The organism is Polynucleobacter necessarius, assembly GCF_900096755.1.
GTDB classification, from domain to species: Bacteria; Pseudomonadota; Gammaproteobacteria; order Burkholderiales; family Burkholderiaceae; genus Polynucleobacter; species Polynucleobacter necessarius_K.
The window spans coordinates 951,747-964,712 of sequence record NZ_LT615227.1; the positions used below are offsets into that span (position 1 = coordinate 951,747).

The following is a 12,966-nucleotide window of genomic DNA, read 5'->3' on the forward strand; positions in this document are numbered from 1 at the left end:
TTGAACTACCAAAAAAGATTACTAAATGCCATACCCGGTGGCGCTCATACTTATTCACGAGGTTTTGATCAGTATCCAGCGAATGCACCACAAATTTTGACTCATGGTAAAGGCTCATACATATTTGATTCAGATGCTAATAAGTATCTTGATTATGGAATGGCCTTACGTGCTGTGAATATTGGTTATGCAGAGGATAAAATTGATAATGCTGCAATTGCTCAAATTAGGTATGGAAATAATTTAACCCGGCCGTCTATGGTTGAGCTAGAGGCTGCTGAACTTCTAGTTGAATTAATTGATTCGGTAGATATGGTTAAGTTCACTAAAAATGGCTCAACTGCGGTTTCTGCAGCGGTTAAATTAGCGAGAGCTTATACAGGCAGAGATTTGGTAGCAAGATGTTCGGACCAACCTTTTTTCTCATTTGATGATTGGTTTATTGGATCAACACCAATTGTTAAGGGTATTCCACAAGAGACCATCGAAAAAACAAAGATGTTTGGCTATAACGATATTTTGTCTTTGGAGAGACTGATTTCTGAATTTCCCGGGCAAATTGCTTGTGTTGTACTGGAGGCTGCTGCAACCGAATGTCCTAGCGTAGAAGATTTCAAATCTGGCTGCTGTAACCAAGCGGTATGCACTAGACCCTACCAAAATTCGTCTGAGAATTTTTTACAACAGGTTGAGAAGCTTTGTAAGAAACATGGAATTGTGTTCATTCTTGATGAGATGATTACTGGCTTTCGCTGGGACATGAAGGGTGCACAGCATCTTTATGGCGTCAACCCTGATATTTCTACATTTGGCAAAGCGATGGCCAATGGATTTTCCGTAGCATGTGTAGCTGGCAAAAGAGAAATTATGGAATTAGGGTCTACAGAGTTTCTTGGTCGGGAGAGAGTTTTTTTACTATCCACGACTCATGGAGCTGAAATGTGTGGTTTGGGGGCTTTTGTAGAAACAATGAAATTTATGCAAAAGAATAATGTCATATCTCATTTATGGAACTATGGAAATCAATTGATAAATCTTATTAATGATTTAGCCACCACGCATGGAATCGAAGAGAATTTCAAGGCTGGTGGCGTCGCTTGTTCTCCCTATTATTCCACGCTTGATCAATCTGGAAATAATTCTCTAGAACTACGGACATTATTTTCTCAGGAAATGATTCGCCAAGGCGTTCTTATGCCATGGATAGCTTTGTCATATCGTCATGGCAAAGAAGAGCTTGCCGTTACTGAGCGTGCAATTGACCAAGCATTTAAAGTGTATCGTCGAGCATTGGACGAAGGTGTAGAGAAATATCTTGTTGGAGAGGTAATTAAGCCAGTGTTTAGAAAATTTAATTGAAGTGCACAAAAATATCAGTAAAAAAAGTAGCGGATGCTTAAGCAAAAAGTCATAGTGGTAACGGGCGGCGCAGGACTTTTAGGGCGTCAATTCTGCATGTCAATCGCTGCAAATGGCGGTATCGCTGTTATTGCTGATCGGGATGCTGAAGCGGCCGAGAGTGCGACAAATGACGTTTTAAATAAGTATCCCGATTGTGCAGTTGCTGAATTTTTGGATATTACGGATAAGAATTCAGTACTTCAGTTGATCGATAGATTAAAAGCAAGGTTTGGTCGAATAGATGCTGTCGTGAACAATGCATATCCGCGTAACAGTCAATATGGCCGTAAGCTTGAGGACGTGACTTATGAGGATTTTTGTGAAAATGTTGGCCTTCATCTTGGCGGGTATTTCTTAGTTGCGCAGCAATTTGGGTTGCTATTTAAAGAGCAAGGAGGCGGAAATATTATAAATATGGCCTCAATTTACGGAGTAATGGCGCCTCGATTTGAAATATATAAGGATACTACTATGACTATGCCCATAGAGTATGCAGCAATAAAATCCGGTGTTATTCAGCTATCTAAATATTTTGCAAAATACTTTTTAGCCAGCGGAGTCCGAGTGAATACTTTGAGCCCTGGTGGTATTTTGGATAAGCAGCCAGCTAGTTTTTTAAAGGCCTATAACGCAAACTGTGGGCCAAAAGGAATGTTGAGTTCTGAAGATGTGATCGGACCTTTAGTTTTCTTGCTCTCAGACTCCTCTAAGCATATTACCGGACAGAATTTTGTTGTTGATGATGGTTTTTCTCTTTGATCAACAGATATAACTGCAGACTGCAATCTTCTTAAAATCATCTTTTATAAAGAAAAATTTAATGTTTAGACTAGCCATTATCGGGGCCGGTCAATTAGGTAGTCGCCATTTACAAGGACTATCTCAGCTTCCTGTGGATTGTGAAATTGATGTTATTGACCCATCTTCAGCCTCGCTAGAAATTGCTCGCCAGCGATTCGAGGAGATGCCAGGTAATAAGGCGGTTCATTGCGTTCGATATCACTCCGAAGTCACTTCTCTACCAAAGCAGTTGGACTATGTTGTAATTTCAACCTCAGCAGATGTTCGTCTTATTTGTCTCGAGAGATTGCTGCAGAACTCGAAAGTTAAACTTTTACTGCTAGAAAAAGTATTATTTCAGCGTATTGAGGATTATGCAAAGGCAGATGAGTTAATTAGGCACCACGGGGTCAAGGCTTGGGTTAATTGTCCAAGAGGCGCTTACCCAATTTATTCAGAAATATCTGAATTTTTTCATGGGGAAAAGTTGATTTGTGCTCAAGCCATCGGGGGAGATTGGGGGCTTGGTTGCAACGGAATCCACTTTATAGACCTCTTTCGAGCAATTAGTGGCCAGCAATTACAAAGTCTTAATACAGAATGTTTAGATAAAAAAGTAATTTCAAGTAAGCGCAAAGGATTTATCGAGTTCACCGGAGCTTTGCGTGGCATTTACTCAGGCGGCATGAATGTGGAGATGACCTCCCTGCAGGGTTCATTAGCTCGTTTGTTAATAACATTGCGATCAGAAAATCGTACATGTATCGTGGATGAGACTGCGGGAGTCGGTTTCTTCTTGGACACGATAAATGCAGCGCAATGGGAGAGAAAAGATTTTAGGGCGCCATATTTGAGTGAGTTAATTACAAGCCTGGTTGGAGAAATGCTTCAAACGGAAACAAGTCCACTGCCTACTTTTAAAGAGTCTGCAAAATACCATTTAACTTTTATTAAGTCGATGGCAAATTTTGCTTCAAAATTTCATGATGGCAATGAAAATATTTGCCTAATTACTTAATGAATTTTTATTGGAGAGATTTTGGATAATGATTTGTGGCTTATAGGATCTGGCGGCATGGCGTTGGAATATGCAAAAGTATTGCAGGCCCATCATATTGCCTTTACTGTCATTGGGCGTGGGCATGAGTCGGCTATTGCATTTACAAAAATGTCTGGGATGGATGTTGTGGAAGGCGGTCTGACTTCTTACCTCCATACAAAGCCAAAATTGCCTTCAAAAGCAATCATTGCCGTGGGTGTAGAGGCGTTGTCAGAGACAATGAAAAGCCTGATTGAGTATGGGGTTCCTAATATCCTAGTGGAAAAACCTGGGGCATTAACAAAAGAGGAAATAGTCAGTGCCTTACTTTTGGCTAAGAAAAACTCAGTACGCGTATTTGTAGCCTACAATCGCCGCTTTTACGCCTCTACATTGCGCGCATTGGAGTTGATTGCTGAGGATGGGGGTGTGAAATCATTTAACTTCGAGTTTACGGAATGGGGTCATGAAATTCAAGGTTTGAAAAAAGCACCCGGTGTCAAAGATGCTTGGTTTTTAGCAAACTCAACTCATGTGGCTGATTTAGCTTTTTATTTGGGGGGTATTCCTACTGAGATGACTACATTCACTGCGGGTAGTCTTGACTGGCATCCTGCCGCATCGGTATTTTCTGGTGCTGGAAAAACAAATACGGGGGCAATATTTTCTTATCAAGCTAACTGGGGTGCGCCTGGCAGATGGGGGGTAGAGACTCTAACTTCAAACTATCGTCTGATATTTAGACCAATGGAGTCTTTAAAAATCATGAAAAAGGGTTCAATAAATATTGAGGAAGTTCCTCTAAATGATGAAATGGATAAACAATTTAAGCCTGGCTTAAACGAAATGGTTAAGAGGTTTCTGAGGGGTCAGGATGATGGATTATGCGCTCTTGAAAGCCAATCTCAGTTATGGGATATTTATTGCAAGATGGCAAATTATTAGCAATTGATCCAATGATGAGTAATCAAATGGCGACTAGAGTTCTTTTAATCGTGCAAAGCCCAATTGGAATTGCATCAATCCTACAACTGTACGTCAATAACATCGATAACAATGCTGTATCAATAGCCTGTATTGGATCAAGAGGTGTTTATGAATACCTCCTTAAGTTAAACCTGAAGTGTGAGGTTATCTTCATACAGCCTGTCGCCTATTCCCAGAATAAGATGAAATATTTGAGTAGGTTAAGGGCTCAAAAAGTTGCAATAGATCAGTTATGCAAAGAATATGATTTGGTTTATTTCACTAGTATTTATCAAGATTTGTACACAATGTCTATTCTGACTGAATGCCAGAAAAAAAATATTAAGGTCTTTAGAATTAGCACGGGTTTGGATAATCTTCATCAATATGCAATTCCAATAAGTATTTTCGGAAAGATAGTAGAGGCTATTGTAGTAAGGTTAATTCGTTGGATTATTGGCGTTGAAATTAATTTCGTGATGTTAAGTGGAAGATATTTTTTTAGCTACAAAAATAGCGCATCGATTCCAACTTTAGAAATCGAAGTTAAGCAAGAGATATACGAGCAATTTGGGGTTTCGGTTTCGGGAGGCTTGTCTAAGAACATACTGCTTTTTGAGTCCAGAGGCGAGGGTGCAGGATATTTTTCAAACTATCAAAATAATTTGACTGAGTTATTAAGTAAATTGAGATTATTAGGAACTGTATACATAAAACCGCATCCAACGCATGGTGTTTCAAGGTTTTTAAAGTGCGATGATCATCTAAAGGTTTTGGATAAATCTACTCCAGCGGTCATGATTAATCTAAAAGACTTTTCGATGATTGTTGGAATCGAGAGTGCTGCACTTAAGGAGACACGACATTCAAATTTAGTTTCTGTTATTGACAGCTTTGAATTTGTAAATAATGATGTTAAAGAAACCTTTAAAAAGTATTTAAAGGACGTGCAAGGTTCAGAAATTCAATTTAAGCCAATTGAACAGCTTAGACTAACTACGCATCCTTTACCGGTCGGACAAATTTCAAAGTGAAGCTTGCGGCAATCTATGGCATTTTTGGCGGCGCCAATGCCACACTTCTATTTCTAACAAATATTCTGCTTGTGAGGATGATTGACCCTTCAAGTTATGGAAAGATAAACTTTGCATTGTCATATTTGGCGATAATTATTCCGCTCATTTCATTTAATGCTCTTGGAATTGTAGGGATAAAAAGAGCGGTATTGAATGAAAGTCAATTTCATGTCTTTAAAACTGCATATAGAAAATTTATATATATTGGAACTGCTGTAATCTTGATTGCATCGGTAGCTATTTCTGTTTATTACGACTCAGTTGGATATCTTACCTTTATTCTGCCAGCCTATATTTTTTGCATAGCAGTAACTGATTACAGTTCAGCTATTTTGATTCAAGATGGCAAGCCTATAGTTTTTGGATTTTCTCAAATGCTTGCTAGAGGCGTAGGAATGGCTTGTATTTATGTGCTCATTCGCTTGGGATGCGATAGCTTAATTTCTTACTTCTTTGGCCTAACAGTTGGTGAGGCTATTTCAATAATTTATAGATCCTATAGAGGAAATTTACGTTTTTTTGAGAGGATTAATTGCACTATAATCGAGATTAGAAAAGCCTCTAAAGAAATAATGCTCTATGGGTTAACTCTATTGCCATTATTATTTTTTGGTTGGTCTTTTAATGGATTAGATAGAATTGTAATAGGTAAAAATGAGGGCATGACATCTGTTGCTGTCTACTCTTTCGCATTGACTTTGGCTCAATCATTCAGCATTATTAATAGTGCAATTATGAACGTGAAGATGCCTGAAATTTACAACAAGCTTGCTGAAAATTCTCCACATAGCATTAAGTATGGTCGATTTTTATTGCTTTTTTTATCGATAGCTGGATTATTAATGCCTTTAGCTTACTTGGTTATGAGTTTTGCTATTCCTAAGATTAATGTTGAATATGAAGGAAGTGTTGAAATCGCTATTATATTAATTATTTCAGTGATATTTAATGGGGCATATAGGTTGGTAATAAGTATTACTGATTTTTATAAGAAAAACTTGCACAAAACTATACTTACAATTTCCGCCTCTTTATTTGCATTCATATTGATGATTTCCTTTGTGGATATGGGTGGCATTACTGCAGTTGCATTATCGGTGCTTGTGGGTAATATATTTTTATTCTGCGGAGCCCTGCTATTGGCAAATTCCTTTACAGGGATTCGACAATGAAAAGATACTTAATAATTGAGAATTCTAGCTCTCCGCATGAGGAGGGTATTGTTTCCTTGGTGAAAGTTTTGAAGGCCAAGAGTTCTTATGTGGCTCTCCTGATTGGAGATGGAAATGCTGGAAGGGTTAAAGAATTAGGTCTGGGGGAATTGGTCGATGAAGTTCATTATCTAAAAAAATATTTCGCCATTTGTCAGGTGCTGAATTTTAGAATGCATGATGATGTAGTTATCTATAACACTATTAGCGTTAGAAATAGTTTATTTACTTTTTTCACATCTATGGGCAGGGGGGCGAATGTCTACTATATTCGCAATGCAAATTCTTGGCTTAAATACTCATGGCACTTCACTTCAATTGTTGATTTATTTACCCGTAATATAAGTACTTTTTTCAAAAAAATAATGCTATCCCGTTCAAGTATGGTGCTTGTTGAGAACGGGAGAATTAAAAATTATTTAATCAGTCAATCTGTCACCCGTGTTGAGGTAGTACCTTTTAAATTCTTGAATGATTCTGCTTACACAAAAAAATTGAATCAAAAAATTCAATTTATCATTCCCGGCTTAATTGACTTTAGTAGAAAAAAAATTGATGTCGTAGTTGATTCCTTCAAATTGCTTGAGACAGATGTGCGGGAAAAGGTCTGCCTAACTTTGCTCGGGAGGACTAAGGGTCCGGTTGAGGAGGCTAAATGTCGTGAGTGGAAGCAGCTTCTTGGGGGGGCTAGCTTTACTTATTTTTCATCCTTTGTTTCCGTCCGAGATTTTTCTGAGAGAATGGCTGAATGTGATGTTGTAGTTTGTGCATTTAAGGTTGAGCATAGGTGCGCTCATTTTTCCGAAACCTATGGCCTAACTAGGGGGTCCGGCGTTGATGCACATGCTATATCAAATAGCCTCCCTTTAATTGTTAATAGTGATTTTGGGGTCGATGATGAATATGAGTCTTCAACTATCAAGTTTCATGATGCAGAGGATCTCTGTCGGATTATTACAAAGTTAGTTGATTCCCCTGGGGATCTGGATCAATTGAGGATTATTGCAAATGCCAATGCTCAGAACTATAGTCTAAATTCGATCGTTAGTAAGATTAGTTTATTGTGGGGAAATTTATGATACTTGTTTTGGGATCAACCGGTTTTTTAGGGTCCAATGTTTGCCAGTTATTAGATAAAAATGGCGTAGAGTATGCGGGGGCTTCATTATCAACTGGTGTTGACCTGCGTAAACATGTTGATGTTGATGAATTATTTGGTGCAATAAAACCAAGCGTAGTGATTAACTGCGCCTCTTATGTTGGGGGGTTGCAGTTTGGACTAGCGCACCCAACGGAGTTATTTACTAATAACTTAAAAATGGCCTTGAACATTTATCAGGCACTGGAAAAGCATTCAATTCCAAAGATAATCAATCCCATTAGCAACTGCACTTACCCTGGAAGTGCTAGCTTATTTAAAGTTGATGAATGGTGGGATGGGCCAATGCATGATTCTGTCCTCATATATGGATTTACCAAAAAGGCCCTTTGGGTAGCATCGCAAGCATATAAAGCAGAATTTGGAATTATTTCAAATAATATTATCTTGCCTAATATGTATGGAATTGGCGACCACAAAGACGAGCTGAGAGCGCATGCCTTAGGGGCGCTCATTACAAAATTTGTAAAGGCAAAAGTTGAGGGTAATTCTCAGGTGATTGTGTGGGGTACTGGTACCCCAGTTAGAGAATGGCTAAATGTCTTGGATGGTGCGCAAGCCTTAATTCGTTCTATTCCAATAGAGCTTGGCCAAGATCCTATCAACATAGGGCGTGGAGAAGGCATTTCAATAAAAGACTTAGCTTATAAAATTCGCGAAATAGTAGATGTAGATTGTGAGATTTTCTTTGATCTTACCAAGCCTGATGGTGCGCCAATAAAGACAATTGATGGAGCAACCGGCACAAGCAAGTTGGGATGGTCTCCAGAAATAGATCTAGATATTGGCCTTCGGGATACTATTTCATCCTACCTTAAAGAAGTTAGTGCGAAAAATTAATTATGACCTATAACCCTATTCAAGCATGTCTCTCAATTGCAAACCATCCTGGAAACAAAAAGGGAAAAATTAGATCTGTCATTAGATATATCAAATGGCAGATTTCTGCGCGCCTGACCAGATTAACAATGATCCTTCCATGGGTTGAGGATGCGAAGTTGTTTATGAGTCTTGGTGAAGCCATGGTTACTCATAACTATTACACTGGTCTGTACGAATACGATGACATGGTGTTTCTGATGCGATATTTAAATTCAACTGATACCTTGGTTGATATTGGAGCTAATTCTGGTGTTTTTTCTGTTCTTGCTGCGAAAGTAAAAAAAGCAAGCGTACTTGCTTTTGAGCCAGTTCCTCGAACTTATGAAAGATTGATAAGCAACATTCAGCTTAATGCATTGTCTGATTCAGTGATTTGTATCAATAAAGGCTTATCCAGTAGTAGTGGCGAGTTATCTTTTACAACCGCGCATGATGCAACTAATCATGTATGCAGTAATCAGGAAGAAGTAGATGGATTTGTCAAGGTTCTTGTTTCAACGCTGGATGATGAGATTGAGCGCTACGCTATAAACCCTACAGTCTTGAAAATTGATGTTGAGGGATATGAATACTTTGTATTAGAGGGCGCCAGTAAAGTCTTATCTGCTGAGTCTTTGAATGTGATACTAATTGAATTGAATGATAGTGGAACGCGTTATGGGCACTCTGATTTAGGAATTGCAAATAAGCTCATCTCTTTCGGATTTAAGCCATACGATTATTTGGCGGATAATCAAACTCTGACTCCAACATCAGGCTATAAGTCGAGCAGACAAAATACTTTGTTTATCCGAGACCTTGAGCTAGTTAAGAAAAAAATTCAATCCTCAGAGACTTTTTATATTCATCCAACTCAATCTCGGGTTTGACGGTTGCACCATGCGTGACCTTCCAGCATAAAGCACTCTAACTTTTAAAAATGTGCTGCTTTATATTTTCTTGCTTTAAAGGCAGTCCCTACTGTAGGCTGGCCAGTTAATACTTAATGGGTATTAATTGGACGACTTTGATCATCAATGGAAATTAACACTACAAATCTCTCTATTCAAGAGCATGTGGAGGGTATTTATAGGCCAGATATAGATGGATTGCGTGCGCTAGCAATTATTCCAGTCGTTCTTTTTCATGCGTTTCCTAAGTTCGTACCTGGTGGATTTATTGGAGTGGATGTTTTTTTATTATTTCTGGCTATTTAATTTCTTTTATCATTATCAATGGGGTTGAAAAGAATACGTTTAGCTATTCTGATTTTTATATAAGAAGAATTCTGCGTATTTTCCCTTCCTTAATTGCAGTTCTTTTGTTCTGTTTGTTGATTGGGTGGTTGGCATTGCTTCCTGAAGAATTTGCACTATTGGGCAAGTATATTTCTGGGGGGCATTTTTCATTGATAATTTTGTAGCATTGGGCGATGCTGGTTATTTTGATAAAAATACTGAACTAAAGCCGTTAGTTCATTTATGGTCTCTTGGCATTGAGGAGCAATTTTATCTATTTTGGCCCTTAATAATTTTGCTATCCAACAATAGTCTAAGGATAAAAATTTCCATTCTATTGCTTATATTGATAGCATTGTCTTTTGGATTTAATTTGCGTGAAATTAGTCAAAATCCAATGGATGCTTTCTATACTCCATGGGCGAGAATGTGGGAGTTACTATTGGGTGGTTTGTTAGCCTATACCTTCTTACAAAAATCCAAAGGAAATTTAACGCAATCTAATAATCTGTTTTCATCTTATAGTCTTGCTAGCAAGTCAATTAACAATTTGTGTTCTTGTATTGGCGCTGTCCTGTTGCTTTATGGGGTATTTTTTTCAACAGAAATACTATTTTTCCTGGCATAAATGCTCTAGTTCCAGTGTTAGGCGCGTTACTTTTGATTGGGGCGGGTAAAGATGCAATTGTTAACAAATTTGTCTTATCAAACAAGCTAATTATATTTTTTGGAGTGATCAGCTACCCTTTATATCTATGGCATTGGACTTTATTGTCCTTTTTGAGGGTGATGGTTGGTGTGGAGCCAACTGCTTTACCTAAAATTATCGCCATAATAATTGCAATCATTTTTTCATGGCTAACATATGTTTATATTGAAAATCCAATTAGATTTGGTGGCTCCAGAATAGCGAAAACAGTCTTACTTTCATTTGCATTAGCAGCATGTGGGATTTTTGGCTACATCACTTATTTTAATCAAGGTTATCCAGATCACCGTGAAAGCATTGATTTAATTAATTACGTTAAAGAGGTTGATGAGGGCTGCAAAAAACTCTATCCAATATCAAATCGATACTGTCGAATCGGTGATGATGAAAAACCTGCCAGTGTAGTCTTGCTAGGCGATAGCCATGCAAACAGATTATTTGAGCCTCTCTCAAGACTTTACAAGGGTGTAAATGAAAATCTATTGCAGATTGGTGAGGCTGGCTGTCTACCCTTATACGATGTTCAGACAACTTTAGTCAAGTCACCAACTGATTTGTTATGGCTTGGTAGGCCCAGAACTGGATTACATTCTTAACGATAAAAAAATTAAAACTGTTCTCTTGGCATTTTACGGGCGCTATTACCTTCAGGGTACAAATTCAGATAGGCCTGAAGAAGTGGTCGTAAATATTAGCGATGTTAATAACCCAAAAAATAGAGATAGAATCAAAATTTATGAGGTGAGCTTACAAAAAACCATTCAGCGCTTTATTGAAAATGGTAAAAAAGTAATTCTATTTATTGATGTGCCAGATTATCCTTATGATCCAAAAATATGCATTGGATATGATAGGCCATTCAATTCAATATTCTTAGAAAAAAATCTTGTCAGATTCATTTAGAGGAAGTTTCTAGAGAAGACTCTGGATACGTTACTTATACTTATGATGTAGCCAATAAAATGGGAATCAAGGTTGTAAATTTACGAGATGCCCTCTGTTGGGATGGTGTTTGTCATGCAATCAAGGACGGAATATTGTTATACAGGGACAGAGATCACCTAAATCCTGCGGGCTCCACCACACTAGTAATTAATAAATTATGGCCGATAATTAAAAAGTGAGATTCCATTTTAAATTCCTAGAGAGCTTTATAATTCTCTCATATGATTAAATTGCATAATATTTTTATACTTCTTATCTCTCAAGTAAGTATCTTATCTTATCTTATCTCCTCTTACGCAGAGCACAATTTCGATGAGACTCAAAGGTTAGTTATAAAACTTATTTTTTTATTTTTTTGGACTTTTTCATATTTTGTATCATTTKATTATATTAAATCAATTAATATATCTAAATATTATTATAGGGTTTTATTTTTATCATTAATATTAACTCCATTGGGAATATATATTGGGAAAAGACCTTATGATTCAATTTATGTATTTTTTCTAGCTTTTACATACTTGCATATATTATTATTTTTGTCGACAAAAAATATAAAATATAATTCCTACCTACTAAAAAATTTAATATTAGTATCTGCCGTAATTTATATATTTTTAAACTATTTTAATTTACTATTTAATGGAAACTCACTTTATACATTAGGGATGATTCAATTCCCACTTTTTTTATTGGGTTTTTTAGTGGTCTATATCTTTAATAAAAAACTTGCTTTATMTCTATCCCCAGTTTTATTTATCTATATCCTAACTGTCGCTCACGGCATTATGATCGAGGTAGGAAATAATTCATTGCGACTTCAATTTATCCCATTGGGTATGGTTGTCATTATCTTAATGATATATTTTTTGGTTGCAATAAACTTTACTAAAAATCTGTATTATTTTATATTAATTGTGATAACAACTATATTTATCGTTTTCTTTGGTGAAATAGCTTCAACATTTCAATTTGAAAATAGATTAACTTCTCTTTTAGAGAGATTTCATATTTTCATTTTTATGGCGGCAGAGTCTTTTTGGTTTATTTTGCCACAGGGATTCGGGTCTTCTTTAAAACAATTTGATTTGTCAGGCCTAAGTTTCATAGGGGCTAGGGCCTTATATCCTCCGCATTCAGGAATGGCCGTGGTGCTTTATGAATTTTCAATATTTGGCGTTCTGTACTACATTTATGCAGTATCTAAAATGATGAAAATTGCTTTGTCATCAAACGCCAATCAAGACGAATTAAATTCCAATAAACCATTGGGTGTTGTAAAAGACGCATTAGCATATTGCCCTTCGTTTACTGCCAAACAATTAAAGCTAATAAAGTTATTAGCCATATTAATTTGGCTTATACATAATTTATTGTATTTAAAAGGCATAATTACAGCTGACTATTTTTCTGATGATGGTATTATTATCTATATGCTAATTTTTATTTTACTTACTCAAGCTATTAAAATTAAAATTAAAATTAAAAATAAGAATCTGAAATAAGCATTTAATATCGATTGATTTAATCTAAGAGACGCCTTCCCAGTATAATTTCATATATATTGCATGATTAGGTCAA

At 36.8% G+C, this 12,966-nt stretch carries 15 protein-coding genes; all 15 read left to right on the top strand.

All coding sequences use genetic code 11. The annotated features are described in order from the left end of the window. The 15 genes from DXE27_RS04995 to DXE27_RS05055 all read left to right on the top strand — a co-directional run bounded on the left by DXE27_RS04995 (position 1) and on the right by DXE27_RS05055 (position 12,890). Positions 1–1,359, top strand: a complete 1,359-nt coding sequence (locus DXE27_RS04995) for a glutamate-1-semialdehyde 2,1-aminomutase (protein WP_128113152.1) — start codon at positions 1–3, stop codon at positions 1,357–1,359. A gap of 33 nt (positions 1,360–1,392) precedes the next feature. Further along, complete coding sequence (locus DXE27_RS05000; protein ID WP_128113153.1) at positions 1,393–2,160, top strand: oxidoreductase; 768 nt, start codon at positions 1,393–1,395, stop codon at positions 2,158–2,160. Positions 2,161–2,221: 61 nt separating this feature from the next. After that, entirely contained in the window at positions 2,222–3,199 is a 978-nt protein-coding gene (locus tag DXE27_RS05005) for a Gfo/Idh/MocA family oxidoreductase (protein WP_128113154.1), read from the top strand. Positions 3,200–3,220: 21 nt separating this feature from the next. Beyond that, entirely contained in the window at positions 3,221–4,165 is a 945-nt protein-coding gene (locus tag DXE27_RS05010) for a Gfo/Idh/MocA family oxidoreductase (RefSeq protein WP_197712307.1), read from the top strand. Then, complete coding sequence (locus tag DXE27_RS05015; protein WP_128113155.1) at positions 4,144–5,220, top strand: polysialyltransferase family glycosyltransferase; 1,077 nt, start codon at positions 4,144–4,146, stop codon at positions 5,218–5,220. Before DXE27_RS05010 ends, DXE27_RS05015 begins: the two co-directional genes overlap by 22 nt. Further along, positions 5,217–6,434, top strand: a complete 1,218-nt coding sequence (locus DXE27_RS05020) for a lipopolysaccharide biosynthesis protein (protein WP_128113156.1) — start codon at positions 5,217–5,219, stop codon at positions 6,432–6,434. The genes DXE27_RS05015 and DXE27_RS05020 overlap by 4 nt, the downstream gene beginning before the upstream one ends. Beyond that, entirely contained in the window at positions 6,431–7,552 is a 1,122-nt protein-coding gene (locus tag DXE27_RS05025) for a glycosyltransferase (protein ID WP_128113157.1), read from the top strand. Before DXE27_RS05020 ends, DXE27_RS05025 begins: the two co-directional genes overlap by 4 nt. After that, positions 7,549–8,472 carry an NAD-dependent epimerase/dehydratase family protein gene (locus tag DXE27_RS05030; RefSeq protein WP_128113158.1) on the top strand — a complete coding sequence of 308 codons (924 nt, stop codon included), beginning with the start codon at positions 7,549–7,551 and terminating at the stop codon, positions 8,470–8,472. The genes DXE27_RS05025 and DXE27_RS05030 overlap by 4 nt, the downstream gene beginning before the upstream one ends. 2 nt (positions 8,473–8,474) lie before the next feature. Continuing rightward, the gene (locus DXE27_RS05035) at positions 8,475–9,383 is read left to right on the top strand and encodes an FkbM family methyltransferase (RefSeq protein ID WP_128113159.1); all 909 of its coding nucleotides are present in this window, start codon (positions 8,475–8,477) and stop codon (positions 9,381–9,383) included. Between the two features lie 341 nt (positions 9,384–9,724). After that, positions 9,725–9,916 (top strand): hypothetical protein, encoded by a 192-nt coding sequence (locus tag DXE27_RS10420; RefSeq protein ID WP_415064462.1) that lies wholly within the window; start codon positions 9,725–9,727, stop codon positions 9,914–9,916. Further along, positions 9,868–10,359 (top strand): acyltransferase family protein, encoded by a 492-nt coding sequence (locus tag DXE27_RS05040; RefSeq protein WP_331852075.1) that lies wholly within the window; start codon positions 9,868–9,870, stop codon positions 10,357–10,359. The genes DXE27_RS10420 and DXE27_RS05040 overlap by 49 nt, the downstream gene beginning before the upstream one ends. Before the next feature lie 14 nt (positions 10,360–10,373). Further along, positions 10,374–11,036 carry an acyltransferase family protein gene (locus tag DXE27_RS05045; RefSeq protein WP_145980545.1) on the top strand — a complete coding sequence of 221 codons (663 nt, stop codon included), beginning with the start codon at positions 10,374–10,376 and terminating at the stop codon, positions 11,034–11,036. Next, positions 11,005–11,343, top strand: coding sequence for an SGNH hydrolase domain-containing protein (locus DXE27_RS05050; protein WP_145980546.1), 339 nt, complete (start codon positions 11,005–11,007; stop codon positions 11,341–11,343). Before DXE27_RS05045 ends, DXE27_RS05050 begins: the two co-directional genes overlap by 32 nt. Beyond that, entirely contained in the window at positions 11,334–11,564 is a 231-nt protein-coding gene (locus tag DXE27_RS10425; protein ID WP_415064463.1) for an SGNH hydrolase domain-containing protein, read from the top strand. The genes DXE27_RS05050 and DXE27_RS10425 overlap by 10 nt, the downstream gene beginning before the upstream one ends. A 489-nt stretch (positions 11,565–12,053) precedes the next feature. Beyond that, positions 12,054–12,890 carry a hypothetical protein gene (locus DXE27_RS05055; protein WP_128113163.1) on the top strand — a complete coding sequence of 279 codons (837 nt, stop codon included), beginning with the start codon at positions 12,054–12,056 and terminating at the stop codon, positions 12,888–12,890. Positions 12,891–12,966: the final 76 nt, after the last annotated feature.

Coding starts and splice junctions, on each gene's coding strand:
- DXE27_RS05000 (WP_128113153.1), top strand. CDS start 1,393: ATGCTTAAGCAAAAAGTCATAGTGGTAACGGGCGGCGCAGGACTTTTA.
- DXE27_RS05005 (WP_128113154.1), top strand. CDS start 2,222: ATGTTTAGACTAGCCATTATCGGGGCCGGTCAATTAGGTAGTCGCCAT.
- DXE27_RS05025 (WP_128113157.1), top strand. CDS start 6,431: ATGAAAAGATACTTAATAATTGAGAATTCTAGCTCTCCGCATGAGGAG.
- DXE27_RS05030 (WP_128113158.1), top strand. CDS start 7,549: ATGATACTTGTTTTGGGATCAACCGGTTTTTTAGGGTCCAATGTTTGC.
- DXE27_RS05035 (WP_128113159.1), top strand. CDS start 8,475: ATGACCTATAACCCTATTCAAGCATGTCTCTCAATTGCAAACCATCCT.